At 34.1% G+C, this 25,550-nt stretch carries 23 protein-coding genes; 5 read left to right on the top strand and 18 right to left on the bottom strand.

The window, feature by feature from the left end:
- Positions 1 to 28 precede the first annotated feature (28 nt).
- The 3 genes from DM397_RS07275 to DM397_RS07265 form a co-directional block, all read right to left on the bottom strand.
- Positions 29 to 817 carry an SDR family NAD(P)-dependent oxidoreductase gene (locus tag DM397_RS07275; protein WP_111376895.1) on the bottom strand — a complete coding sequence of 263 codons (789 nt, stop codon included), beginning with the start codon at positions 815 to 817 and terminating at the stop codon, positions 29 to 31.
- Positions 818 to 878: 61 nt separating this feature from the next.
- Positions 879 to 1,454 (bottom strand): Crp/Fnr family transcriptional regulator, encoded by a 576-nt coding sequence (locus tag DM397_RS07270; protein ID WP_111376894.1) that lies wholly within the window; start codon positions 1,452 to 1,454, stop codon positions 879 to 881.
- A 217-nt stretch (positions 1,455 to 1,671) separates the two neighbouring features.
- Positions 1,672 to 2,586: an EamA family transporter gene (locus DM397_RS07265; protein ID WP_111376953.1), complete on the bottom strand. Its 915-nt coding sequence runs from the start codon at positions 2,584 to 2,586 to the stop codon at positions 1,672 to 1,674.
- 111 nt (positions 2,587 to 2,697) lie between these two features.
- On the opposite strand from DM397_RS07265, the gene DM397_RS07260 reads away from it, so the two are divergent.
- Positions 2,698 to 4,119 carry an aminotransferase-like domain-containing protein gene (locus DM397_RS07260; RefSeq protein WP_111376952.1) on the top strand — a complete coding sequence of 474 codons (1,422 nt, stop codon included), beginning with the start codon at positions 2,698 to 2,700 and terminating at the stop codon, positions 4,117 to 4,119.
- 206 nt (positions 4,120 to 4,325) lie between these two features.
- Here DM397_RS07260 and DM397_RS07255 read toward each other — a convergent pair whose 3' ends face one another.
- From DM397_RS07255 to aspA, 7 genes are all read right to left on the bottom strand, one after another.
- Positions 4,326 to 5,273 carry a bestrophin family protein gene (locus DM397_RS07255; RefSeq protein ID WP_111376893.1) on the bottom strand — a complete coding sequence of 316 codons (948 nt, stop codon included), beginning with the start codon at positions 5,271 to 5,273 and terminating at the stop codon, positions 4,326 to 4,328.
- Between the two features lie 116 nt (positions 5,274 to 5,389).
- Positions 5,390 to 6,112 carry an adenine nucleotide alpha hydrolase family protein gene (locus tag DM397_RS07250; protein WP_111376892.1) on the bottom strand — a complete coding sequence of 241 codons (723 nt, stop codon included), beginning with the start codon at positions 6,110 to 6,112 and terminating at the stop codon, positions 5,390 to 5,392.
- A gap of 83 nt (positions 6,113 to 6,195) precedes the next feature.
- Positions 6,196 to 7,578 (bottom strand): HAMP domain-containing sensor histidine kinase, encoded by a 1,383-nt coding sequence (locus tag DM397_RS07245; RefSeq protein ID WP_111376891.1) that lies wholly within the window; start codon positions 7,576 to 7,578, stop codon positions 6,196 to 6,198.
- A 1-nt stretch (position 7,579) separates the two neighbouring features.
- Positions 7,580 to 8,254: a response regulator transcription factor gene (locus tag DM397_RS07240; RefSeq protein WP_111369662.1), complete on the bottom strand. Its 675-nt coding sequence runs from the start codon at positions 8,252 to 8,254 to the stop codon at positions 7,580 to 7,582.
- A 148-nt stretch (positions 8,255 to 8,402) separates the two neighbouring features.
- The gene (locus DM397_RS07235) at positions 8,403 to 9,020 is read right to left on the bottom strand and encodes an outer membrane beta-barrel protein (RefSeq protein WP_111376890.1); all 618 of its coding nucleotides are present in this window, start codon (positions 9,018 to 9,020) and stop codon (positions 8,403 to 8,405) included.
- A 127-nt stretch (positions 9,021 to 9,147) separates the two neighbouring features.
- On the bottom strand, positions 9,148 to 10,434 hold the full coding sequence (locus DM397_RS07230; RefSeq protein ID WP_111376889.1) for a BamA/TamA family outer membrane protein: 1,287 nt from the start codon (positions 10,432 to 10,434) through the stop codon (positions 9,148 to 9,150).
- A 155-nt stretch (positions 10,435 to 10,589) separates the two neighbouring features.
- Positions 10,590 to 11,999 carry an aspartate ammonia-lyase gene (gene aspA, locus DM397_RS07225; RefSeq protein WP_111376888.1) on the bottom strand — a complete coding sequence of 470 codons (1,410 nt, stop codon included), beginning with the start codon at positions 11,997 to 11,999 and terminating at the stop codon, positions 10,590 to 10,592.
- 157 nt (positions 12,000 to 12,156) lie between these two features.
- On the opposite strand from aspA, the gene DM397_RS07220 reads away from it, so the two are divergent.
- Positions 12,157 to 12,735, top strand: coding sequence for a pentapeptide repeat-containing protein (locus tag DM397_RS07220; RefSeq protein ID WP_111376887.1), 579 nt, complete (start codon positions 12,157 to 12,159; stop codon positions 12,733 to 12,735).
- A gap of 131 nt (positions 12,736 to 12,866) precedes the next feature.
- On the opposite strand, the gene DM397_RS07215 is transcribed toward DM397_RS07220, so the two are convergent.
- The 4 genes from DM397_RS07215 to glyA form a co-directional block, all read right to left on the bottom strand.
- On the bottom strand, positions 12,867 to 13,364 hold the full coding sequence (locus DM397_RS07215; protein WP_111376886.1) for a GNAT family N-acetyltransferase: 498 nt from the start codon (positions 13,362 to 13,364) through the stop codon (positions 12,867 to 12,869).
- A 20-nt stretch (positions 13,365 to 13,384) separates the two neighbouring features.
- A complete protein-coding gene (locus DM397_RS07210) occupies positions 13,385 to 14,425 on the bottom strand; it encodes a GMP reductase (protein ID WP_111376885.1) in 1,041 nt (346 codons plus the stop codon).
- Between the two features lie 219 nt (positions 14,426 to 14,644).
- On the bottom strand, positions 14,645 to 15,238 hold the full coding sequence (miaE, locus tag DM397_RS07205) for a tRNA-(ms[2]io[6]A)-hydroxylase (protein WP_111376884.1): 594 nt from the start codon (positions 15,236 to 15,238) through the stop codon (positions 14,645 to 14,647).
- A gap of 135 nt (positions 15,239 to 15,373) precedes the next feature.
- A complete protein-coding gene (gene glyA / locus DM397_RS07200) occupies positions 15,374 to 16,648 on the bottom strand; it encodes a serine hydroxymethyltransferase (RefSeq protein WP_111376883.1) in 1,275 nt (424 codons plus the stop codon).
- Between the two features lie 109 nt (positions 16,649 to 16,757).
- Here glyA and fahA point away from each other — a divergent pair, with 109 nt between their 5' ends.
- Complete coding sequence (gene fahA / locus DM397_RS07195) at positions 16,758 to 18,041, top strand: fumarylacetoacetase (RefSeq protein WP_111376882.1); 1,284 nt, start codon at positions 16,758 to 16,760, stop codon at positions 18,039 to 18,041.
- 103 nt (positions 18,042 to 18,144) lie between these two features.
- Here fahA and DM397_RS07190 read toward each other — a convergent pair whose 3' ends face one another.
- Together DM397_RS07190 and DM397_RS07185 are read right to left on the bottom strand one after the other, a co-directional pair.
- On the bottom strand, positions 18,145 to 19,326 hold the full coding sequence (locus DM397_RS07190; protein WP_111376881.1) for an endonuclease/exonuclease/phosphatase family protein: 1,182 nt from the start codon (positions 19,324 to 19,326) through the stop codon (positions 18,145 to 18,147).
- Positions 19,327 to 19,540: 214 nt separating this feature from the next.
- Positions 19,541 to 20,581: an agmatine deiminase family protein gene (locus DM397_RS07185; RefSeq protein WP_111369672.1), complete on the bottom strand. Its 1,041-nt coding sequence runs from the start codon at positions 20,579 to 20,581 to the stop codon at positions 19,541 to 19,543.
- 183 nt (positions 20,582 to 20,764) lie between these two features.
- On the opposite strand from DM397_RS07185, the gene DM397_RS07180 reads away from it, so the two are divergent.
- Entirely contained in the window at positions 20,765 to 22,285 is a 1,521-nt protein-coding gene (locus tag DM397_RS07180; protein WP_111376880.1) for a choice-of-anchor I family protein, read from the top strand.
- A gap of 201 nt (positions 22,286 to 22,486) precedes the next feature.
- Positions 22,487 to 23,746 (top strand): OmpA family protein, encoded by a 1,260-nt coding sequence (locus DM397_RS07175; protein WP_111376879.1) that lies wholly within the window; start codon positions 22,487 to 22,489, stop codon positions 23,744 to 23,746.
- A gap of 338 nt (positions 23,747 to 24,084) precedes the next feature.
- On the opposite strand, the gene DM397_RS07170 is transcribed toward DM397_RS07175, so the two are convergent.
- Entirely contained in the window at positions 24,085 to 24,975 is an 891-nt protein-coding gene (locus DM397_RS07170) for a carbon-nitrogen hydrolase (protein ID WP_111376878.1), read from the bottom strand.
- A gap of 82 nt (positions 24,976 to 25,057) precedes the next feature.
- Positions 25,058 to 25,531, bottom strand: a complete 474-nt coding sequence (locus DM397_RS07165; protein WP_111376877.1) for a DUF6169 family protein — start codon at positions 25,529 to 25,531, stop codon at positions 25,058 to 25,060.
- Positions 25,532 to 25,550: the final 19 nt, after the last annotated feature.

Here is a 25,550-nt window from a genome sequence, read left to right as displayed (position 1 = left end):
TTAATAAATCTAACCAAAGCTAAAAAAATCAGCCATTTACTTTACTATTCATCATACCGCTCACTACTTTTATCATAGTTTTTCTAGGGAGGAATCTTGGCAAAAAAGATTGTGCATAGTTCGTTCTTCCAACGATTTTAAAACTTTTATTTTTAAGTAAAGCCTGTATTCCCTGTTTCGCAACTGTTTCTGGAGTATCGGCTGCCATTCCTTTTGTATTGGCCTTTGCAACTGCCTGAAAACCTGTTGTGGTATTGCCTGGACAAAGTGCGGTAATGGTAACGCCTTTATGATTGTATTCTCCATATAAGGCTTCCGAAAAATTAAGAACAAAAGATTTACTGGCACAATATGTCGCAACGTATGGACATGGCTGTAATGCTCCTGTTGAAGCTACGTTAATAATACCACAATCTTTTTTCTTTAACATATCTGGGAGCACCAAATAAGATAGTTTAACGAGAGCATTAATGTTGATTTCTACCATATCTTCGTAATCTTGCATTGTTTCATCAAGAAAATTGGTCCATTTTCCAAAACCAGCATTATTCACTAGTAAATCAACAGATAAACCTGCTTGTTTTATGTTATCATATAATTCTTGAGGCGTTTCTTTTTTAATAAGGTCGCCCTCAAAAACGTTTACTTTAACTTGATATGCTGCAGTGATTTTTTCAGCTAAGAGATCTAATTTATCTTTTGATCTTGCAGTTAAAATAAGATTTACGCCTTGTTTAGCCAATTCACAAGCAAAAGCTTCTCCAATTCCAGATGAAGCACCTGTAACCAGTGCTGTTTTGTTTTTTATTGTTTTCATTTCTTTAGTATTAATGATAGGCAAAATTCATTAATAACTAAACCAATCTACTTGACCTATGTTAGGAAATAAGTTTTTTCCTGATTCGGCTTAAACTTTCAGGTTTTATTCCAATAAAAGAAGCAATATATTGAAGCGGAACATTTTTAATAAGGTCAGGATTATATTTAAGTAATTTCAGATAACGTTCCTCAGCAGATAAATTGATAATATCTTTTGTTCGCTGTTCGTTATAAATTACAGACTGTTCATAAGTAATTCTTGCAAAATCAGCCCATTTTTGGCTTTTCTGACATAAAACATCCAGATTGTTTTTGGTAATTCTCAGCACTTCACAAGAAGTAATACATTCTATGTTATCCGTTGAAATTGTTCCGTTTATAAAGCTATTGAAAGAAGTAATAAAACCAGACGGGCAATTAATATGAGTGGTAATCTGATTTCCATCTTCGTTATAAAAAATTCTAATAAAACCAGAATTGATGAAATAGAGATATTTAATCGATTTGTTTTCAACTTCTAACAGCTCTCCTTTTTCGCAGTGAACAGATTCAAAAAGGTTTTCTATGATTTGAAAATCTGAATCATCAATAGTGGTAATTTCACGGACTAAATCTAGAAGTCTGTTCTTTTTCATTACAAAAAGGTTTGGTTTGTATTAGTTTTTTATAGCCACGAATTCACGAATTATTTTAAAAAAATTAGATTAAATAATTCGTGAATTCGTGGCTATCCTTTTTACGCTTTATCGCATAAAAAAACAGGAATGAAATATACTCATTCCTGTTTAAACATCCTGTTAAGATTCTGACAATTTTCGATTTTAAACCAATAAAAAATATGAAAACTAAGAATTAAGAACCCTTGGATATTGAGGTCATTTTTTGCTTTATGGCAAAAATATGATGCGAATTAAAAACTAACACTGCGGTAAAAATGATACCGTATGCTGTAATCTGCAAAGGCGTGATATTTTCTTTGAAAAAGAAGGCTGCCAAACCAAATGCAATCATCGGATTAATGTTTAATAACATTCCAACTGTTGAAGAGTTGATTCCTGAAAGTGCATATAAATTGAGAAATAACGGAATTATAGTAAATACAATTGCAATGGTTTCAATGCAGAAATAAAACTTAAATTCCGTTGGTACCGGTCCCCCAAAAACCGGATAAAACGGTAATAAAAACAATGCTGCCAATGTGATATGAAAAGTCAAAACAATAAACTTGTCAAAACCTCTATTGGCGCGCTGGCTTACTAAATAAGCAGCATAAGTCAGACCTATAATAATACTGAAAAACATATCCATGATATCGCTATATGAAAGCAATAAACATCCCGAAATGCTTAATCCTACAGAAAGCCATTGCGTTTTTAGCAGTTTTTCGTTTAGTATAAAATAAGCTAATAATGTAGTCAGGATTGGGCAAACAAGATAAGCCAAAGAAGCGGCTTTTACGCTGATATGATTTACTACATAAATGAATGTAAACCAATTGGCCATCAAAAATGCGCTTCCGCCAATATTCAAAAGAATTGATTTTCTTTTTTCTGATTTTGGCAAAGCTTTAAAAATATCAATGGTTTCTCTTATTTGTTTTCTTTTAAATAAAAAAGCAATCAAAAGCATTAAAATACCACAGCTAAAAACACGAAAAAACAGAATATCTAATGACGGATAATCATGTATCGGTTTTAAAACTAAGCTAAAAAGCCCCCATGTAATAAAGGCTGAAATTGCTGCTACGTAATACTTTGTTGTTTTCACAAAATTCGCTTTTGGATTTATTTTCTTTTGATGAAGCAAATTTCTAAAAAATTAAACAGCAATACAGATACAGTTTTTGTAAATTGCAGCATAACAGTTTTTATTTTTACAATGAAAAATTCGAATTATTTATATCTTCAATTTGCTGACCTCATCGAAAAACAGATCAAATCTGGGCTTTTAAATGTAGGCGACAAACTACCCTCTATACGAGAAGTTTGTGCTGAAACGGGTTACAGCATGAGTACGGTCAGTAAAGCATATTATGAAGTCGAAAGCCGTTCTTTGATCGAATCTAGACCACAATCAGGCTATTATGTAAGTAATATTTCGGCCAGAACAATTCCGGAACCATCGGCAAGCACACCGCTTTTAACTCTTGAAAATATTGAACGAGAAGATTTAGTGGATTTGGTTTATGGCGATATGCGCAAAAAAGACATTACGATGCTTTCGCTCGGTTTTCCGTCCAATGAATTGCTTCCGATTGCGAAACTGAATAAAGGAATGGTTCAAGCCATGCGCCAATTACCAAACAGCGGAACGAGTTACGAGGAAATTGAAGGAAATAGTAATTTAAGAAAAGAAATTGCGCGCTGGTCGTTTACTTGGGGCGGTTCTCTTACTGAAGATGATATTATCACCACTCCTGGCTGTATTTCGGCCATTTCAGATTGTTTATTAACGCTGACTAAGCCGGGAGACACCATTATTACAGAAAGTCCTGTTTACTTTGGAATTCTGCAATTGGCGAGATCATTGGGTTTGTACGTAATGGAACTTCCTACCAATATGACGACAGGAATCGAATTGGAAGCGGTCAAAAAAACACTTTCTACGAATAAAGTAAAAGCTTGTGTTTTGATGAGTAATTTCAGTAATCCGTCAGGAAGTATGCTACCAAACGAACATAAAAAGGAAATCGTCCGTTTAATGGATTTCTATAATGTTCCTTTAATTGAAGATGATATTCACGGCGATTTGTATTTTGGCGCAAGCCGTCCAACAAACTGCAAAACGTATGATGAAAGCGGTATTGTTTTATGCTGCAGTTCGGTTTCTAAAAGTCTAGCGCCAGGCTATCGCGTGGGTTGGGTTTCTCCTGGGAAGTTTAAAAAAGAAGTTCTGAGAACCAAATTGTACCATACGATCTCTAATTCAACTATTACACACGAAGTCGTTGGAGATTTTCTAAAAAACGGCCGTTATGAAAACCATCTGAGAAAAATTCGTCAGATTCTGAACCGAAACTGCACCAATTACATCAATACCGTTTTAGAATCTTTCCCAGCGGGAACCAAAGTGAGTCAACCCCAAGGCGGATTTTTTCTTTGGGTAGAATTGGATAAAAAAATTGATACGGCTGCCTTTTATCATTTAGCGCTAAAACATAATATTAGTATTGCTCCTGGAAGAATTTTCTCGTTTCAAAACCAATTTTCAAATTGCATGCGATTGAGTTTTGGATTGCCTTGGTCTAATGAATTGAGGACTGCTATTCAGACGTTGGGAAGGCTGGCGAAGCAATTATAAATATTCTACCCTTCATCAAATTAACATAGCCCGTGGTTTCAACCACGGGGACACACAGCAAGATTTGATATTCTTTGCGTTCCAGCGGTTGAAACCGCTGGCTATATTTAATATCTTTTCGAGCAATTCTCATTTAAAACAAAAAACTGGACAGCGCAACTACACACTGTCCAGCCAACAATTAAAAGAAGACCAAAATTAAATAGTTATAAGACAAAATAAGCGTCTTTCTCGACTTTCTTAGGTTCGTCATTTAATTCAAATTCTTTCAGGATATCAAATTCACTTTGATATTCGTTCAGCATTTGCTTGATATTTTTTTCAATTGTATTTGCAATTGCCGTAACCGGAGTATCTGTTGGCCGGTTTTCAAACGGATCTTGCAAATGAATCGCCATTCTTTCGATTAAAAAGAAAGCAGCACCAATTGCCGTAATCAACGGAATTGCAAACCAGCTCAAAACGCTTGTTAATCCGAAAGGCAATACAAAAATGAACAAACACAACGTTAATCTGATGTACATACTGTATGTTGTTGGAAAAATCGTGTTTTTAATTCTTTCACATTTTCCCATTTCATCACATAATCTTGACAAAGTATTATCTATTTCGACCTGCTGATACATATTGATTTTCTTTTCGTTTTTAGCAGCTCTCAAATCTCTAGCATGAAGCATCAAAATGGCATTCGGAACGTTTTGATGATTTTTGATGTATTTGATTTCTTCTTCGCTAATTAAACCTTCAAGCGGTTTTATGGCATCTCTTTTTCTAAGCGATTCTCCTAAACTATAACACCAAGCAATCTGTCTTTTAGCAAAATTCTCTTTGAATTCACTGGCTTCAACCGAATAATCAGGATCATTGTAAAAGGTTAAAACTTGACGAATCAAGGTTCTCGAATCGTTTACAACAGCTCCCCAAACTATTCTGGCTTCCCACCATCTATCGTAAGCCTGATTAGACTTAAAAGCTAATAGTAAGGAAATAATCGTTCCAATCATAGTTGGAATCGCAATTGGAATATCTACAGGAAGATTGATGAAATAATGATGAAAAATTTCAAATAGTATGGTATAAGCTAATACCAATACAATTTCTACTTTAATTTTCCCGAGAACGTACTTCATTGGTATTCTTTTCTTTAATAACATATTTTCGGTTTTAAATTAATATTTTTAAGGGGCTAAGGGGCTAAGGTTCTGAGATCCTAAGGCTAAAAATTAAAAAACTTAGTACCTTAGAACCTCAGAATCTCAGAACCTTAGTCTCAAACCATCTCTTCGTACAATGAAAGAACTGGAAGTCCTAGCTTTTCGTTGACATTTTCTTTTTTAGCTTTTTTAAATTTGATTTTTTCGCCTTTTCTAGTTTCTACCAGCATATCAATATTATGTTTTGAAATGGCTTCTGATAAGAATGGAGCAACTTTTTCGTAGTTATCATCAAAACTGGCAGTCTGACTTACAATCTCAAAAGAGAAATTGGCGCTCAAGAAATCTTGAACATCTTTTACATGAATGTTCATACTAGAATTTTCGACATACAATGCTTTATGGAAAACCTCTTTATTAATCTCTGTACTTAAATGCAGAATTGGACATTTTTGATTTCCTGCCAATTGCACCAAATATTGATGAATTCTTTTGGTTTCCTGCTTATAAGAATGTGTGAGAATAATAAGCTTTACAGAAAACGCTTCTATAAGACGTTTGAAAATTGGTGCTGAAAGTCCGTATTGGTTATGGACTTTTAGTTTAATATTTGAAGTGTGTTCTATAATATAACGGCAAGTTTCCAGAACTTCTTCCTGACTTTTGGTAAGTCCAGACTTCATTTCTCTTAAAAAACCAGATGAAGAAAACGTATCAGGAGCTTCTGAAACTAATACTAAAATAATTTCCGATTCAGTATTCTTAGACTGATTTACCGCAGATTTAACAGCCGAAATAGTATCATCCTTTAAAGTTGTAGGTATAAGAAAATTTTTCATAAGTATATTCTTTTAGTTTATACCTACAAAATAACTCTCGGCAAATTAGACCGTTATTAATCTAAAATTAGAATTTTCTAAAATTAAACATTAGATTTTTTAATGTTGCCTTTTTTGAAGATGATCGTAACGATTGTTCCTTTGTTTTGTTCCGATTGCACTTGAAGTTCCCCATCATGCATTCTAATGATTTTAGAAGCCAAAGGCAATCCTAAACCATATCCAATGTATTTAGCAGCGATTTTACCTCTAAAGAAAGGTTCGTATAAATGCGGGATATCTTCTGGCGGAATTCCGATTCCAATATCATTGATCGCAATTTTGATCATTTCTTTATTGGCCGTAAGATTTACAAAGACTTCGTTGTTATCCGAATACTTTACTCCGTTTGTTATAATATTATTGATTGCCAATTCTAAAAGCGGTTTGTTACATGGCAACAATAATAGATTAGAATCTTCTGGAGCAAAATTCAGTTTAATGCTTACGCGGTTATCAGGATAAATTTTATCTAAATCTGATTTTACATCCAATAACAATTCGTCCATGCGTGCAATATCCGAGACTTGTTTTTGTCCGTCATATCCTGTCTGCGTCAATTTAAGAAGACTTTCTGTCAAGTTTCCTAATCTTGAAGCTTGACTGTATATATTTTGCAGAGATTCTACATACTCATGCTTTTCTCTTTCTTTTAATAACATAATCTCAGATTCGGCAATAATGGTTGTAATTGGCGTTTTTAGCTCGTGAGAAGCATTGTTAATAAAGTTTGCCTGAATCTCAAAAGAAGTTTCCAATCGATCCAACATATTATTGAACGTATTGGTTAAATCTGATATTTCATCAGAGTTTTTAACTTCGGGAAGGCGATTGTGCAAATTAGAAGCACTGATTCTTTTTACTTCTTTTGTAATTCTTGCTACGGGATTAATAACACGTTTTGCTAAATATCGACCTAAAAGAAAAGCTAGAATCACAAATCCGATTCCGCCAAAAAGCATGATTTTGACAATATAAACCGTTGTGTCTTTTCCTTTGCGGTCTCTTGCACCAACAATTACAATATATTTTTGATTGTTTTCTTGAAAAATCTGTCCTAAATAATACTTATTATCTTTTTCGTAAGAGTCTTTTCCTGTACTTAAAATATTAGTATAAAAAGTATTCGGCAGGTTTAGGTTCGTATTGTAATCAAAACTATTGTGACTATTTATTTTGAGCACATACTCTTCTTCTTCAATCAATTCTTCAAGACCATTTTTTTGAAGATTTTTATAATATTTAATTTTCTCTGGATCTTTTTGAAAATGTATTGAAGCTACAATTTTTGCCCTGTCATCTAAACGCTTTAAAAAGTGGTAACGATTGTTTTCTCTGAACAAGAAAAACACGATGATACACAATAGCAATGTACTAAAGGTAGAAAGAGCAACATAATTGAAAGTGATTTTTTTCCTAATATCCATATTATGGTTTTATTACATAACCCAAACCTTTCATGGTGTGAATCAGTTTGGTTGAAAAAGGCTTGTCTATCTTTCTTCTTAAATAGGTAATATATACATCGACCACATTGGTATTCATATCAAAATTGATATCCCAAACATTGTCTAAAATCTGATCGCGCGAAACGATACGTCCCGTATTTTTAGCCAAATAATATAAAAGCTTAAATTCTTTGGCAGTTAAAACAATGTTTTCTCCATCTCTTTTAACGGTTTTGGCACGTCCGTTTATTTCTAAATCAGCAATTGTGATAGTGTCTATTTTCTCTGTTTCCTGCTGTGATCTTCTGTATAAAGCATTTACTCTGGCATCTAATTCGCCAAATTTAAAAGGTTTAACCAAATAATCATCGGCACCAGAATTAAGTCCGGTTACAATGTTTTCTGAAGTTCCAAGAGCCGTTAAAAGTAAAATTGGCACGAAGTTTTTTGCCGCACGAAGTCTTCTGCAGATTTCAATTCCGTTGACATCAGGAAGCATTACGTCTAAAATTACCACATCGAAGGTATAATTATGAATCATTTCCATGGCCGTCTTACCATCCATAGCTACGCTTACTTCATTATTATTTTCTGCAAAACCTTTTCGTAATATCGATAATAGATTTGGCTCGTCTTCGACTATCAGTAATTTCATATTAAGAAGTTTGTATATACAACAAAAATAAGAATACTATTTAAAATAATTTTAAACAACTTTACAAATTATGATTTTATTGTGAACATAAAAAAAGCAGACCGTATCGTCTGCTTTTAATATTATTTTAGAGTTAAACTTTTATTTTTTAATTTTTGAAATTAAAACTCAATGTTGCACCTAGACCAAACTGAAATGTAGAAACGTAGTCTTCAACTCCTACAGGACCCCAATATGTCCAATAATAACTATTCCCAACAGCAGCAGACATTGACTCAAGATAAGCGTTAATATTTACCGAAACCGTAGAAGCTGTTTTGATTTTTACACCTCCCTTTATGTCCCATGCAAAATAAGTTCCATTACCACTCTGTGGCGTCTCAATAATTCCTACCCCAGCTCCGGCACCTAAATAAGGCAAAAGATTAGATCCTGTATCAAAATAATAAGTGTAACCTAAAAGAATGTAATTTAATGCTCCCTTGTCATCACCAGCATTAAGTTGATTTCCAAGCGGACCATAAAATGGCATTTTCGTATCTGCTCTTAAATACTTTAGTTCTACCGAGTTGTTTGTTGTGAAGAAATACTCGAATCCTGCTCCGCACTGAAAGCTATCTTCAACTGTTGCAGTGTAGCCATCATAATCAAGATTATCAGAAAAATTATAACCTCCATATAAATTTAGCGAAAATGACCTCGCGTCCTGAGCCCGCATTCCTATCACCGACAGAAATACTACTAATAATAAACTGTACTTTTTCATAAACTTTGGTTTTTGATTGTTAAATGGATTATCAAATTTACTCTTTTCCTTTTTATAAACGGACTACTTTAGAAAGAAAAAACTTAAAAACAGAAAACCAACTATTTAAAAAACAAAAACTTACAAATTAAAAAGTCTCTCCAGCATTCAAATAAAATCCTTTAGAATTATTACCCCAAGCATAATCTGCAATAAGATTGGTTCTTGTTGCTTTATCGATTAAAACACGAAGGCCGAAACCAAAGGCTGGCTGTACATATTCAAAAAGCTTGGTATTAGTATCTGGATTGCTTGTGGTTACAAAATTTGTAAAAACGGTACCACTCAGCATCTGATTGCAGGTTATTGGAAATCTAAATTCGCTTGCCAAATAAACCAAATTTGTACCTCTAAATAATCCCTGCGTATATCCTTCTCCGCTTCGACTGCGCTGATCCCAGCCAATTGCAGGTAAATTCAAATACGGAACTTTTCCTTTGGTCACAAACTGTCCGTAAGTCCAAAGTGCTAAAATGTATCGTTTATCTTTTTGCGAAACTGGAATAAAATTTCGGTATTCGGCATACAAAACATTACTTACTTCCTGATTGTCAAATATTTCTGGGTTAAAACGGTAATTTATATTTGCAAACCATCCATGTGTTGCATTTACTTGATTATCTCTAGAATCATAAACCAAATTAAGACTCACACCGTTTAAAAAATATTCTGATTCATCGAATCCATATTTTTGATTATAATTATAATGATAAGTAAGTTTTCCATTTGCAACATCAAGTTCTTTATCGACAATACTCGAATACCAATCGATATTTAGACCTCCTCCAACATAAAAATTTGGGCGAACTTGAAAGGAAACCGACTGATGAAATTTAAAGTAATTGTAATCCATTGGTTCAGCAATAGAATCAATGCTGAAACCTGCATCTTGTTCACGACGAGGCGGAATAATATTTGTTCCTAAACCATAATTGGGTTGCGAAAAAATATACAAGCGGTAATCTCCACTCAAGAATATCTTGTTGTTTTTGAGCAAAATATTATTCTTGACATTTACCAGCCATTGTTTTTTTGTGGTATACGTTATTCCAACATTTGCTATTGAATATTTATCGGCTGCTTCTTTTCCTTTAAAAGTATATTGCGCCACAGCACCATAAAAGAAACCTGTTGCTGGCTGGGAACCTATCGCGGGAATAATCAAGAAAAAGCTATTTTTTATGGGTTTAACAACATAAACAGAATCCTTTTTTTTGAAGATTTCTAATATTGTTTTAGGAGGGCAAATTTTTGGATTTTGATTTTCGGGATTTTGATTCTCTTCTTGAGCAAATAAATTAAAGGAAATAAAGAGTAATAATCCTAAGATTTTATACTTGTACTGAACGGCTTTATTTTCAAAAAAAATCACCATTTACAACGTTTGGTTTTAGAAATAAGATTACAATCTCATTGTAAATATAAGTCTTATTTTCAACATGTTAAACATTAAAACCGAATAAGTTTAAAATATTTTAACAAAAAAAGCCGTCAAAAAATATTTGACGGCTTTGATATATTATCCAAATGTTACTTCGTTATAAACTTTGGGTGAATTAAGTTTTCTAAAGAATAAATTTCGTCCCACTTTTCCTGAGTAATTAATTTTCTTTCTAAAACTGCAATCTGATGGACGCTTTTACCTGTTTTTAAAGCCTCGCCTGCTATACTCGCACTTTCTTCATATCCTAAAATTGGATTCAATTGCGTTACAATTCCGATGCTGTTCATGACCATATTATAACAGTGATCCACATTTGCCGTGATTCCGTTAATACATTTATCGATTAAAGTCTGAATAGCATTTGAAAGATAATCCAATGAAGTAAACATAGCAAAAGCAATAACAGGTTCCATTACATTCAATTGCAATTGTCCAGCTTCTGCAGCCATTGTAACCGTTAAATCCTGACCAATCACATAAAAGCAGGTCTGATTTACCACTTCCGGAATTACCGGATTTACTTTCCCTGGCATAATAGATGAACCAGGCTGACGCGCCGGAAGATTGATTTCATTAAAACCTGTTCTTGGTCCAGAACTTAATAAACGTAAATCATTACAGATTTTAGAAATCTTAACCGCAGAACGTTTTAAAGTTCCCATAATCTGGACATAAGCTCCTGTATCAACCGTTGCCTCGATTAAATCTGGTGAAAGCGTTAGCGGAATTCCAACCTCATCTGCTAGATATTTTACACAAATTTCCGGATATCCTTCTGGAGCATTTACTTTTGTTCCAATGGCTGTTGCTCCCATATTGATTTCTAACAGCAATTCCTGAGCATTTTTTAAACGTTGAATATCTTCTCCAATTGTTGTGGCATAAGCTTTAAATTCCTGTCCCAAAGTCATTGGAACCGCGTCTTGCAATTGCGTTCTTCCCATTTTCAGGACTTCTTTGAACTCCTCTCCTTTTTTAGCAAAAGCGACTTCTAAACCAGCAAAAGTTTTAATAAAGCTTTCCATTTTCAAATACAAAGCAATTCTAAAAGCCGATGGATAAGCATCGTTTGTTGACTGAGAACAGTTTACGTGATTGTTTGGATGAAGAAAATTGTATTCGCCTTTTTTATGACCTAAATATTCCAAACCAATATTAGCAATAACTTCGTTTGCATTCATGTTTACAGAAGTTCCCGCTCCACCTTGAATTAAATCGCTCACAAACTCCTGATCAAATTTACCAGCAATAACCTGATCACTTCCGTAACAGATTGCTTCGGCGATTTTAGAATCAATTGCGCCGCAGTCTTTATTAGCTAAAGCCGCCGCCTTTTTTACATATCCTAAAGCTTTGATAAATAAAGGTTCTTTTGAAATCGGAATTCCTGTGATATTAAAGTTTTCTACCGCTCTAAAAGTCTGGATTCCGTAGTATAAATGATTAGGAATTTCTAATTCTCCCAGAAAATCATGTTCTTTTCTTGTTGGTTCCATATAATAAAATTAATATGTTTTGACTTAAAAAATAAGTGTAAAGCTACAGCATTTTATGCATTAAAAATGTGAATGAAATCAAAATCATTTATAATTTGTTCCCATTATTTTATCGTAAATTATTACCTTTTCACCTTCAAATAATTATAAAAAAAGGTTGAAAAAAGAAAGCGAATATTTTCTTGATAAAGAGTACAATACAATTGTTTACGCTAAAGATGATCTGAATTTTAAGGACTTTGAATCTTGCGTTTTTAACAATTGTAATTTTTCTGCCTGCACTTTTCTAGCCGTTACTTTTATTGATTGTGTTTTTAATGACTGTATTTTCAGCGAAGCAAAAATCAATTATGTGGCATTGAGAACCGTTACTTTTAATCGATGCGAAATTAAAGAAGTAAATTTTGCTATGTGCGATAAACTAATTTTTGAAGTTCATTTTAATGATTGCATCCTTGATTTTTCTAAGTTTTATACTTTAAAACTAAAAGGAACTCCGTTTACCAATTGCAGTTTGATTGCAGTAGATTTTATGGCCGCAGATTTAACAAGCGTAATTTTCGATAATTGCGACTTATATCGTTCAGAATTCAATAAAGCTATTGCTAATAAAGCCGATTTTAAAACGAGTTATAATTATACAATCGATCCTTCTAAAACTAAACTGAAGAAAGCTGTTTTTTCTTTGAAGGAAGTGAAAGGCTTATTGTTTATGCATGATATTGTTGTGAGTTAATCAAACAAAAAACTCACAGTTTGTCATCCTGAGGAACGAAGGATCACACTAATATTTCGTAAAGTATATCGCCAATCTTTGTCGAATCCCGAGTGTGATCCTTCGTTCCTCAGGATGACAAAAATGCTGTTTTAGATTTCCTTCCCCATCACATAATCCTCCATCAAATACCCATTTCCAATTTCTATATCAACGGTTTCTTTAATTTCAAAACCTATTTTTTTATAAAAATCTAATGCTGAATTAAATCGATTTACGTTCAATGATAATTGTTTTGAATTGTTTTCTAAAGCCAGTCTTTCTATAAAATCAAACACTTTTTTTCCATATCCCTTTCCTTGTGTTTCTGGCAACAAGTAGATTTTATGAATTTTCGTAATGGCTTCATTTTTATAATGATGCTCAATTCCGATAAAGCCGATTGTAGATTCTGAATCTAGAATAAGATAGAATAATTGCTCTTTATTCTCAATTTGCTTTGCCAGAGCCTCATTAGAATAAAACAAGCCTAACATATAGTCTAACTGCGATTGAGATAAAATTTCACCGTAGGTAATCGGCCAAGTGATGTTTGTAATTTTCTGAATTGTAGTGATATCACCTAACCCTGCTTCTGAAATGCTAATCATGATGTATTTTGAAGTGTATTTTATTTTGTAAAAATTTGATTTTCCTGCTCGCTTACGCGGATGAAAGTTGTTCGTTTAGTCAATTCTTTTAATCTTGAAGCGCCAACATAAGTGCAAGTGCTTCTAATTCCGCCTAAAATATCTAAAACAGTGTGAATCACATCTCCTTTAAACGGGACTTGAACTGTTTTTCCTTCACTTGCTCTGTATTCTGCAACGCCTCCAGAATGTTTGTCCATTGCAGTTTTTGAACTCATCCCGTAAAATTGTTTGAATTTTTCGCCTTTTACTTCGATTAATTCACCGCCGCTTTCTGTATGTCCTGCGAGCATTCCTCCCAACATTACAAAATCGGCTCCAGCGCCAAAAGCTTTTGCTACATCACCTGGAGTTGTACAACCGCCATCGCTTATAATATGCCCGCCTAAACCGTGAGCTGCATCCGCACATTCGATAATAGCCGATAATTGCGGATAACCTACGCCAGTTTTTACTCGAGTTGTACATACAGAACCAGGTCCAATTCCGACTTTTACAATATCAGCTCCTGCTAACAAAAGTTCTTCAGTCATTTCTCCTGTAACCACGTTTCCTGCAATAATGATTTTATCAGGATATTGTTTTCGGGTTTTCTTTAAAAACTGCACAAAATGCTCAGAGTAACCGTTGGCAACATCAATACAGATAAATTTCAATGACGGGTTTGCAGTTATTACTTTTTCAATTTTGTCAAAATCTTCCTTTCCAGTTCCTGTACTTACGGCAATATAATCATAGAAATCTGGAGCTACATTTTTTAAGAAATTATTCCACTCTTCTAAAGTGTAATGTTTATGAATAGCTGTAAAAAGCTTTTCTTTTGCCAAAACCTTTGCTGTTTCAAAAGTTCCCACAGTATCCATATTAGCGGCCATAATCGGGATTCCTGTCCAATTTGCAGTACTGTGTAAAAACTTGAAATTTTGTTCTAAGGAAACTTCAGATCTGCTTTTGAGCGTTGATCTTTTAGGTCTAAACATTACGTCTTTAAAGCCTAATTTTAGGTCCATTTCTATTCTCATAGTTCGAGATTTTGGTTACTCTCAAATGTAAGGAATTTTAGAATTTAGATTGTAGATTTTAGATTAAATCTAAACGCATAAATTGTAACGCGGATTAAACTGATTCGCTATCGCGAAAACGCTGATTAAAACGGATTTTTTTTAGAATTTCACAAAGATTCACAAAGTTTTACAAAGAAAAAAATCAAAAACTGCGGTCGCAACTGAACACTAAAAAAGCTACCCGTGAATAGTTTCGTTTTTTCCGTAATTGGTAATGATAGATTCTTCAAATTCTAACCATTCTCTCCAACGTTTTTCAACATCAATTCCAACTCCGTATTTACGAGCATAAGTAATGAAAGTGGTGTAATGTCCTGCTTCGCTTTCCATTAATTCTCTATAAAAAACCGCCAATTCTTCGTCTTGAATATTTTCTGAAAGCACTTTAAAACGTTCGCAGCTTCTAGCTTCAATCATTGCCGAGAAAAGAAGTCTTTCTACAAGACCAGAAACACGGCTTCCATCTCCGCTTCTTTTCATGTATTGATATAGTTCGTTTACATATTCATCTTTGCGCTCGCGTCCTAATTTTAGTCCTCTTTTGATGATGATATTATGCACTTGCTCAAAATGATCTACTTCTTCTTTTACTAAAGCCAATAAATCTTGAACTAAATCCTGATGTTCTGGATTGTTTGTAATAATTGTAATCGCATTTGTTGCTGCTTTCTGCTCGCACCAAGCGTGATCTGTTAAGATTTCTTCGATGTTTTTCTCAACAATATTTACCCATCTTGGGTCGGTTGGCAATTGTAATCTTAATACGCCCATGTCTTTTAATTTGTTTCAGGTTTATTTTGTTTCAGGTTTCAAGTTTATTTCTAAACGAAAAAAGTTTAAAGTTTCATAATGCGCTTATTCACGCATTACAAAACTTTAAACTTGAAACCTTAAACTTTAAACTAATTAATACGCAAAAATCGGTCTTTCGCTCATCATATCGTTTACTTGTTCAGCAACTTCTTCTATAACAGCTTCATCTGTATGGTTAGATAAAACTTTATCGATAAGCGCTACAATAGTTTCCATATCTTTTTCAACTAAACCACGAGTTGTGATTGCAGCTGTTCCAACACGGATTCCAGAAGTGATAAATGGAGATTTATCGTCAAAAGGAACCATGTTTTTGTTTACTGTAATTTCAGCTTTTACTAATGCATTTTCAGCTTCTTTACCAGAAATACCTTTATTTCTTAAATCAATAAGCATCATGTGGTTATCAGTTCCGCCAGAGATAATGTTGTAACCTCTTTTTACGAAAGCATCAGCCATTGCATTTGCATTTTTCTTTAATTGCATTGCATAAGTAAAGAAATCATCTTTTAATGCTTCTCCAAAAGCAACCGCTTTAGCAGCGATAATGTGCATTAAAGGCCCTCCTTGGTTTCCTGGGAAAACAGCTAAGTCTAATAATGAAGACATCATTCTGATTTCTCCTTTTGGAGTAGTTAATCCTTGTGGATTTGGGAAATCTTTCCCCATTAAAATAAGACCTCCACGTGGTCCTCTTAATGTTTTATGAGTTGTTGTAGAAACAATATGGCAATGTGGAATTGGATCGTTCATTAATCCTTTTGCAATAAGACCAGCTGGGTGAGAAATATCAGCAAATAAGATTGCTCCTACGCTGTCAGCAATTTGTCTGAAACGAGCAAAATCCATGTCACGAGAATAAGCAGAAGCTCCAGCGATGATTAATTTTGGCTGTTCTTTAGTTGCAATTTCTTGAATTTTATCATAATCTAAACGACCAGTTTCAGCATCTACACCGTAGAATACTGGACGATACAAACGTCCTGAGAAGTTTACTGGAGAACCGTGAGTTAAGTGACCTCCGTGAGATAAATCGAAACCTAAAATAGTATCACCAGGATTTAAACAAGCATGGTAAACAGATGTATTTGCCTGAGAACCTGAGTGAGGCTGTACGTTTGCATATTCAGCTCCAAATAATTCTTTAGCTCTGTCAATAGCAATCTGCTCAATAACATCAACTACTTCGCAACCTCCGTAGTATCTTTTGCCAGGGTACCCCTCTGCATATTTATTAGTTAAAACAGACCCTGCTGCTGCCATTACTTCATCACTTACAAAATTCTCTGAAGCAATAAGCTCTAATCCGTGAATTTGTCTTTCTTTCTCCTCTTGGATAAGATCAAAAATTTGTTCGTCGCGTTGCATTTTTTTGTTTTTCGTTAATTTCACGCAAAAATACAAAAAAACGTTTGCCAAACAGCTAGATTATGATATATTTGACATGTAATTTTTCAACAAACAATTAACATTAGACATGCCAATAACCGCCAACGATACCAGTAGAAAATCATGGTTAGAAGTGCCACAAAATAGCGACTTCCCTATTCAGAATATTCCTTTCGGTGTATTTCTTACCAAAGAAAATGTCGTTACTGTAGGAACAAGAATTGGCGATTATGCCATAGATTTAGGGGCTTTGCAGCAATTAAACTATTTTGAAGGAATAGAATTAACCGATGATATGTTTATGCAGGATACGCTAAATGATTTTATTTCTGACGGAAAAAAAACATGGCGTTTGGTTCGAAATCGCATCGCTGAGATTTTCGACGAGACCAATCCGCAGTTAAGAGATTCAACAAAACATCGCGATATTGTTATATTTAAGATCGAAGACGTAGAAATGCAATTGCCAGTTTTAATTGGTGATTATACTGATTTTTATTCAAGTAGAGAGCATGCTACTAACGTAGGAAAAATGTTCCGCGATCCAGAAAATGCTTTATTGCCAAACTGGCTTCATATTCCAGTTGGATATCACGGAAGAAGTTCTACAATTGTGCCATCTGGAATTCCGGTTCACCGACCAATGGGACAAACTTTGCCTGCTGGTCATGACACGCCTGTTTTTGGAGCTTCGCGTTTAGTAGATTTCGAATTAGAAACTGCTTTTATCACGACAGATGTGAATGTAATGGGCGAAAATATTTCAACTTATGAAGCTGAAGACTATATTTTCGGAATGGTTTTACTAAATGACTGGAGTGCGCGCGATATGCAGAAATGGGAATATGTACCTCTTGGGCCATTTTTAGCTAAAAACTTCGCTACTTCAATTTCGCCTTGGATTGTCACTATGGATGCTTTGGAACCTTTTAGAACTAAAGGCCCTAAACAAGATCCATCACCTCTTCCATATTTACAGACAAAAGGTAAAAAAGCTTTTGATATTCATTTAGAAGTTTCTTTACAACCTGAAGATCAAGAAGAAACTGTGATTTCAAGATCTAACTTTAAGTATATGTACTGGTCAATGGCTCAGCAATTGACACACCATACCTCAAACGGATGCCGTGTAAATTCTGGCGACATGATGGGTTCTGGAACTATTTCTGGTCCAACTCCTGATAGTTTTGGCTCTATGCTAGAATTAACTTGGGGAGGAAAAAATCCGCTTAAGCTAAATGATGGAAGCGAACGTAAATTTATTGAAGATAATGACACTGTAATTATTCGCGGTTTCTGTGAAAATAACGAAGTAAGAATTGGTTTTGGAGAAGTTTCAAGCCAGTTATTACCTCCTTTTACTAGACAATGAAGAGCAGATCAGTCTGAAGAGATATAGAAAATAAAAACCTTGGTTATTGCCAAGGTTTTTTTATATTCTATATTTTTCTCTAAAAATTGAAAGAAAAAGTTATTTATTCCAAAATTACCTTTACCCAAACCAAACGATGATCAGAACTTGATTCGCGTTTTTCAACTAATCCTGACATAGGCTCACCTTTTGCAGGCCAAAACACACCGCTGTTGACAAACTTAAACCCAAGTCTAGACGGCAATACATAATCAGCGCGCATTCTCCAAAAGGCAGTATGATTAATTCCAAAAGGATTTTTAGGACTAAATTCAGCGCCGCCTTTACTAGCAGGCGTAAAATCGCTATTAATTTTAGGACTTTCTATTAAGGATTTTATACCTTCCCTCATAGCATCTCCTTCAACTGGCGAAGCGTTTTGATCACCCATGATGACAAAGCGAGAATTTGGAGACAAACCACCTTTAACGCCTTTATCATCATAAATATACGAAGCCGAATTGTCTGAAATATAGTCTTTCCAGAATCGGATTTCATCATGATTTCTCTTACCGTTACGATCTTCAGCACCATCAAAAGTAGGAGGAGTTGGATGGCTGACTAAAACATGAACTGTTTCATTACCAATCTGCACAGGAACATCCCAGTGAGATTTTGAAGATAATGGAAATTCCTTCCATGCTTTCTTGCTATACCAATCCGTTCCATCTGCTTTTTTCGTAAGCAATGCTCCTGGCATATCTTTCCATTTAAAATGTTGAAAAGTGCGAACCGCATTAACATCAATAGGATATTTAGACAAAAGCATCATCCCATATTGTCCAGGATACAAACCAAACGCCCATGCGTCATTTCCAAAATTATCCAACTTTCCATCATTGTTCAAATCATAAGGGCTTGGCTGGCCAGTATTCACTGTTGAATAATAAAAGTAAGGATAATCGATCGCCGTAGCTCCGCCTTGGCTCACATTCAAATAATTTTTTATAAACGCCTTTATACCAAGTTCAGGGTCTTTAATATAATCAAATTCGTTCAAAAGAATAACGTCTGGCCTAACGGTCTGAATAATCTGCGCAATATTTCTAATTTGAGTATTATGCCCTGAATTAAGCTGATAAATCAATATTTGCTCCGATTTTCCCATTGCCCCTTTTGGCGAATAGTTATCAGATTCCATACTTACATTGTAGGTCGCAAATGTAAGTTCATTTTTTTGTGAATTAGACTGCGAAAAAAGAGCTCCGGAAGAAAGCACGGAAAGGATAAAAAATATTTTCTTCATATAAAATTAAATCTGCATTTCTGCATTATTGAACATACGAATATAAGAAGGATGTTGGGACACACGGCAAATCTATCTGTTAAATATACAACAAAAAAAAGCTGCCACTTTTGGTGACAGCTCAAATAATATAAGAAAGTCTCTGTATATCTGATCATTTTATCACAGATTTAAAAAATCAAAACGATTATTTTATAATCTGTAACTACTATTTTTATGCAGGAATCTGCTGACTTAAACAATGCAAAGTTCCGAATCCCCAGATAAAATCGATACAGCTAATACCAATTACTTCTCTGTCTGGAAAACATTCTGCCAAGATATTTAAAGCAACACGATCATTACTATCATTAAAAGTCGGCACTAAAACGCAATTATTCAAAATCAAGAAATTAGCATAACTTGCCGGCAATCTTAAGTCTTCGAAATCTACGCGTTTTGGCATTGGCAATGCTACAATCACAGGAGATTTTCCGTTTTCTAATTTTGCGTTTTGAAGACGTTTCAAATTATCCTGTAAAGGTTTGTAGTTTGAATCGTTTTTATCTGTTTCTACAATCGTTACAATCGTATCTTCATTTACAAATCGGCATAAATCATCAATATGTCCGTGAGTGTCGTCTCCTTCAATTCCGTCTCCAAGCCAGATTACGTTTGTAACTCCGAGATATTCTTTAAAAACTGCTTCGTAATCTTCTTTTGTAAAACCAGCGTTACGAACCTGAATTGTTGGGTGCATCAAGCATTCTTCAGAAGTCAATAAAGTACCTTTTCCGTTTACATCAATTGCTCCACCTTCAACAATTACTGGTTTTCCTTTGTACATTACCTGAGTTAACGGAACATCAATAAAATCAGCTACTTTACCTGGAACGAATTTGTCTAATTGATAGTTTTTATATTTTGCCCAACCGTTGAAATTGAAATTCAAAGCTTCTCTTTTCGAACCATTTTTCACAATAATTGGTCCAGAGTCACGCATCCAGCTTCTATTGGTTTTATGAATGATGTAAGAAACGTTTTTAAGATTAACACGAGCTCTTTCAAGCATATCAGCAACTTTTTCTTTCAGTTTTTCGTCGGCGACAACTAAAAAAACAGTTTCAAAAGTGGCTACTTTTTTTATAAACTCTACAAAAGCCCATTGAACAGCTTCGTATTTTCCTGGCCAGTCGTTACCATTGTGCGGAAAACACAATACAATTCCTTGCTGTTTTTCCCATTCTGCTGGAAATCTTCTATTATTTGTTGACATAAATAGGTTCTAATTTAGAAAGTGCAAAGATAAGCATTCGTTAGGATTATAAAACATTTGATTAAAATTCCTGATAATTTCACAAAAATTATCCTGCAAAATTTAAGTTAAAGATTAAATAATACAGCCTTAATATTTAACAAAGAGCTCAGAATTACTTTTGCCAAAACTAAAAACTAACACATGAAAAATTTATCTCTCTCATTATTAGCTGCTCTATCTATATTGGCGAGCTGTAACAATGATGAAAATTCAAACACTGAACCAGAAGTTGTTGTAAATGAAAATCCAGGAACTTTTAAAGAAATAGGTTCTATTACAATTGGTGGAGAAGCTGCTGCTGAGATTTCTGCTTACTGCGAAAAAACAAAAAGACTTTTTACTGTAAACAATAGTGGCGTTAATCAGATTGATGTTATTGATATTAGTGACCCGACAAAACCGCTAAAAATCGGAAAAATTGATTTAGTTTCTTACGAAGGTGCCGCAAATAGCGTTTCTGTTTTTGACGGAAAATTGGCTGTTGCTTTAGAATCTACTGTAAACAAACAAGGAAACGGAAAAGTTGTTATTTTTAATACTTCAGATTACAGCTTAATCAAACAAGTAACTGTTGGTGCGTTACCAGATATGATTACTTTTTCTCCAGACGGGAAATTTATTATGACTGCTAATGAAGGCGAGCCAAATGCAGATTATACACAAGATCCAAACGGAACTATTTCTATTATTGAAACAAGCTCTTATAATGTAACAACTTTAGATTTTACTTCATTTGCTGGTCAGGCTGCGGCATTAGTAAAAGATGGTTTCAGAATTTCAAAATTTGCTAAAACTAGTTTTGCTCAAGATATCGAACCTGAATACATTACAATTTCTGACGATTCTAAAACAGCTTGGGTTACATTACAAGAAAATAATGGTGTTGCAAAAGTTGACTTAACTTCAAAAACTATCACTGCTATTTATCCTTTAGGACTAAAAGATTACAACACTACTGAAAACGCAATTGATGTAAGCGATAGCGACAGCAAAATCGCTTTTAACCCTTGGAAAGTAAAAGGTCTTTACATGCCAGATGCAATTAGCCATTTTACCCTAAATAATACACCTTATTTTGTTACTGCTAATGAAGGTGACGCAAGAGAATACACTGCTTATACTGATGTGAAGCGTATGAAAAACATGACGCTTGATGCAACAGCTTTTCCAGATGCAGCTACTTTAAAATTAGACACGAACTTAGGAAGATTGAATCTTGTTGCAGACTTGGGAGACACTGACGGAGATGGAGATTTAGACCAAATGGTAAGTTTTGGAGGAAGATCTTTTTCTATCTGGAACGGAAATACAGGAAAAATCGTTTTTGACAGCAAAAATGATGTTGATAAAAAAACAAACGAGTTAGGCACATACGACGATAAAAGAAGTGACGATAAAGGTTCTGAGCCAGAAGCTGTAGTTGCAGCTAAAATGGGAAGCCAAAATATTTTGTTTGTTGGTTTAGAAAGATCAGATGCTTTTATGGTTTACGATGCTACAAACCCGACTTCACCGCAATATTTGCAAACTGTAAAAACAGGAGATGCTCCAGAAGGCATTCTTTTTATTCCGGCTTCAAAAAGCCCAACAAAAAGAAGCTTATTGGTAGTAAGTAGCGAAGGAGATGGATCTGTTAAAATTTATCAGCCTGATTTAAAATAATAACTCTTTTTTAGGATAGCAAAAAGGACAAAATGTGAATTTTGTCCTTTTTTTTGCTTTCTATTAGACTAATTTTAACGGATTTACATAATTAAAAGCCAAAAGATGGGAATTATGTAAGAGTATATACAACACATTCTAAGATTCGACCTCTAATTTTGTTCAAGAGTTTAAAATAAAAACAACTTAATTTTTGATATCATGAAAAAGAAATTAGTATCAGTATCCTTATTATTACTATCATTTGCTGCAGGCGCTCAAAATATGGCTACCACTTCTACCAAACCTAGCGTAGATCAAGAATTCAACAAATGGTCGATTGAACTGAATGGCGGGGTTAACAAACCAACCAGAACTATGACTCCAGGTTATACTACAGAATCATTAAACTTTTTTCACGGAGATCTGGGAGTAAGATATATGTTTAGTCCAAAGTTTGGGGTAAAATTAGATGTTGGGTACGATCAATTTAAAGAGAAAAAAGACACTCCAGATTTTGAAAGCCGTTATGTTAGAGCAAGTTTACAAGGGGTTATCAATGTTGGACGTGCCTTAAATTTTGAAACTTGGACAAACACAATTGGACTTTTAGCTCATGGGGGTTTCGGGGTTTCTCAAATTAGCACCGAAACCGGATTTGGAGGTCAGGATTACATGGCGCATGGAATTGCTGGTTTAACTGGACAGATTAGATTAAGCGACAGAGTAGCGTTGACAGGTGACCTTACCGGAATTGTTAACGGAAGACAAAACTGGAATTTTGACGGAATGGGCAATACAACCACAGGTTCTTTTGATGGTATTTTATTAAATGCTTCAGTAGGTTTAACTTTCTATCTTGGTAAAAATCAGAAACATGCTGACTGGGTTGGTGAAGAAGATAGAATTGGTGAATTGGAAAAAAGAGTGGACTTAATCGAAACCGGTCTTATCGATTCAGACAAAGATGGGGTTGCTGATTTATACGATTTAGAACCAAATTCTATCGCAGGAGTTGCCGTTAACACAAAAGGGCAATCTATTGATACGAATCAAAATGGTGTTCCAGATGAGTTAGAAAGCTATCTAGACAAAACTTACGAAAAGAAAGGTGCCGGAACTGCTACAAACAATACTGTTGAAGAATTAATCAATGGCGGTTATGTAAATGTTTACTTCGATTTCAATTCGTCTAAACCAACAAACGCTTCTTTATCTGGTGTAGATTTCTTAGTGAAATACTTAAAAAACAACCCAGGAAAATCGGCCGATATTATTGGTTATGCTGATGAAATTGGAAATTCAAACTACAACACTGAATTATCAAGAAAACGAGCTGAAGCTGTGAAAAAAGTAGCAGTTAATGCTGGAATAGATGCTTCAAGATTGAATGTTATTGCTAATGGAGAAGATACTTCTGTTAACAAAAGTTCTAAAGAGGCACGCCAGATCGTGAGACGAGTTACTTTCCAAGTGAAGTAATCTATATATAAAGCTAAAAATGAGAAAAAGAGCTGTTCAATGAACAGCTCTTTTTTGTTATAAAATAGAATTATTGACAAATTTTTAAATGAAATGATTTCAAATTAATTTACAATTTGAATAAAGCTTCGGAGAAGCGAAATATTTATAGAATTTTCTATAAGACAAATAAAAGAAGCTCCGGAGGAGCGACATATTTTTCCGACTGAATATGTCGCTCCTCCGGAGCTTTATTTTGTATACGTCTGTTCTTTTCTATAGATATTTCGCTTCTCCGAAGCTTATAAAAAAAAGAGCTATCTTTTCAGATAGCTCTTTCTAATATAATTTTAATCAAATTATTTATCAATCGCTCTTTTTGTAATATCTCCAAAAGCATCAATTCTTCTATCTCTGAAGAATGGCCAGTTTTGGCGAACATTTTCTTGTAAATCTAAATCAACCTCAGCAATTAAGATTTCTTCTTTATCGTGTGAAGCCTGAGCTAAAATTTCTCCTTGTGGTCCAGCGATGAAAGAAGCTCCCCAGAATTGAATTCCTTCTGTTCCTTCAAGGTATTTTTCTAAACCGATTCTGTTCGCTGCTGCAACGAAAACTCCATTTGCAACCGCATGGCCTTTCATTACGTTCATCCAAGCTCCGTATTGATTTTCTCCATATTGCTCTTTTTCTTTAGGATGCCATCCAATTGCTGTTGGATAAAATAAAACCTCTGCTCCTTTAAGCGCTGTAATACGAGCCGCTTCTGGATACCATTGATCCCAGCAGATTAATGTTCCAACAGTTCCTTTTTTTGTTTCGATTGCCTGGAAACCTAAATCACCTGGTGTGAAATAGAATTTTTCATAGAAATGAGGATCGTCTGGAATATGCATTTTACGGTATAAACCTGCTTCAGTTCCATCAGTGTCAATGATATAAGCACTGTTATGATAAATCCCTGCCATTCTTTTCTCAAAGAAAGGAACAATAATTACAACTCCTAATTCTTTTGCCAATTCGCTGAATGCAATAAATGAAGTACTGTAAAGTGGTTCTGCTAATGCAAAATTCTCTACATCTTCACTTTGACAAAAATAATGACTGCTATATAATTCAGGCAATAAGATAACTTCTGCTCCTTGACTTGCAGCATCTCTTACCCAGCTGATACATTTTTTAAGATTATTTTCGGCAACATCATTCAGATTTAACTGAATAACCGATATTTTATACTTTCTTTTCGCCATGACATAAAATTTAAGAGTGCAAAAATAATACTTTTTAAAGGAATGGCAAAACGAAGAAAAACCTTCTTCAAATCAACAACATTTATTTAAAATTCGAAAACTCTTTTAATAGTGAGTTAACTTCTTCAACAATCTCTTGTAGATTATAAAATTCTGTTTTAAAAATAAAACTCAAATGATAAATCATCTTTTCATGTTCAAGCTTATACTGAAAATTAACTTTAGAAAATTCATTATTCGAAGTGTTTTTATACCATTTATCAAATAATTTTTGTCTGAAATCTTGCTTAAAGTCAACACTGTCACAAACATAATTCAATATTATATCTGGGTTATCTTTAAAATAATTATTGATGATATTAGTTATCGTAATTTCTATTAAAGGATCATTAAAGAACTTTTGATTATTAGCTTCATAAAAATCCACTGAATATAATTTTTCAAAAAAAATACTATCAAAATCCATTTTATGAAAACTGACAAAATATTCTAATCCATGTTTTGTTGTAAAATAAAAAAGAGGGTATAAACCCTCTTCTTGAATATATTGATACATAAAAGAAATACTATTTTTT

This window comes from Flavobacterium nitrogenifigens (assembly GCF_003254565.1).
Classification (GTDB): Bacteria; Bacteroidota; Bacteroidia; order Flavobacteriales; family Flavobacteriaceae; genus Flavobacterium; species Flavobacterium nitrogenifigens.
This window is presented reverse-complemented; position numbering and strand designations above follow the sequence as displayed.

Excerpts from the sequence above, each read along its gene's own strand:
- DM397_RS07275 (WP_111376895.1), bottom strand. The coding sequence starts at position 817 with ATGAAAACAATAAAAAACAAAACAGCACTGGTTACAGGTGCTTCATCT.
- DM397_RS07270 (WP_111376894.1), bottom strand. The coding sequence starts at position 1,454 with ATGAAAAAGAACAGACTTCTAGATTTAGTCCGTGAAATTACCACTATT.
- DM397_RS07260 (WP_111376952.1), top strand. The coding sequence starts at position 2,698 with ATGAAAAATTCGAATTATTTATATCTTCAATTTGCTGACCTCATCGAA.
- DM397_RS07255 (WP_111376893.1), bottom strand. The coding sequence starts at position 5,273 with ATGTTATTAAAGAAAAGAATACCAATGAAGTACGTTCTCGGGAAAATT.
- DM397_RS07250 (WP_111376892.1), bottom strand. The coding sequence starts at position 6,112 with ATGAAAAATTTTCTTATACCTACAACTTTAAAGGATGATACTATTTCG.
- DM397_RS07245 (WP_111376891.1), bottom strand. The coding sequence starts at position 7,578 with ATGGATATTAGGAAAAAAATCACTTTCAATTATGTTGCTCTTTCTACC.
- DM397_RS07240 (WP_111369662.1), bottom strand. The coding sequence starts at position 8,254 with ATGAAATTACTGATAGTCGAAGACGAGCCAAATCTATTATCGATATTA.
- DM397_RS07235 (WP_111376890.1), bottom strand. The coding sequence starts at position 9,020 with ATGAAAAAGTACAGTTTATTATTAGTAGTATTTCTGTCGGTGATAGGA.
- DM397_RS07230 (WP_111376889.1), bottom strand. The coding sequence starts at position 10,434 with ATGGTGATTTTTTTTGAAAATAAAGCCGTTCAGTACAAGTATAAAATC.
- aspA (WP_111376888.1), bottom strand. The coding sequence starts at position 11,999 with ATGGAACCAACAAGAAAAGAACATGATTTTCTGGGAGAATTAGAAATT.
- DM397_RS07215 (WP_111376886.1), bottom strand. The coding sequence starts at position 13,364 with ATGATTAGCATTTCAGAAGCAGGGTTAGGTGATATCACTACAATTCAG.
- DM397_RS07210 (WP_111376885.1), bottom strand. The coding sequence starts at position 14,425 with ATGAGAATAGAAATGGACCTAAAATTAGGCTTTAAAGACGTAATGTTT.
- miaE (WP_111376884.1), bottom strand. The coding sequence starts at position 15,238 with ATGGGCGTATTAAGATTACAATTGCCAACCGACCCAAGATGGGTAAAT.
- glyA (WP_111376883.1), bottom strand. The coding sequence starts at position 16,648 with ATGCAACGCGACGAACAAATTTTTGATCTTATCCAAGAGGAGAAAGAA.
- fahA (WP_111376882.1), top strand. The coding sequence starts at position 16,758 with ATGCCAATAACCGCCAACGATACCAGTAGAAAATCATGGTTAGAAGTG.
- DM397_RS07190 (WP_111376881.1), bottom strand. The coding sequence starts at position 19,326 with ATGAAGAAAATATTTTTTATCCTTTCCGTGCTTTCTTCCGGAGCTCTT.
- DM397_RS07185 (WP_111369672.1), bottom strand. The coding sequence starts at position 20,581 with ATGTCAACAAATAATAGAAGATTTCCAGCAGAATGGGAAAAACAGCAA.
- DM397_RS07180 (WP_111376880.1), top strand. The coding sequence starts at position 20,765 with ATGAAAAATTTATCTCTCTCATTATTAGCTGCTCTATCTATATTGGCG.
- DM397_RS07175 (WP_111376879.1), top strand. The coding sequence starts at position 22,487 with ATGAAAAAGAAATTAGTATCAGTATCCTTATTATTACTATCATTTGCT.
- DM397_RS07170 (WP_111376878.1), bottom strand. The coding sequence starts at position 24,975 with ATGGCGAAAAGAAAGTATAAAATATCGGTTATTCAGTTAAATCTGAAT.
- DM397_RS07165 (WP_111376877.1), bottom strand. The coding sequence starts at position 25,531 with ATGTATCAATATATTCAAGAAGAGGGTTTATACCCTCTTTTTTATTTT.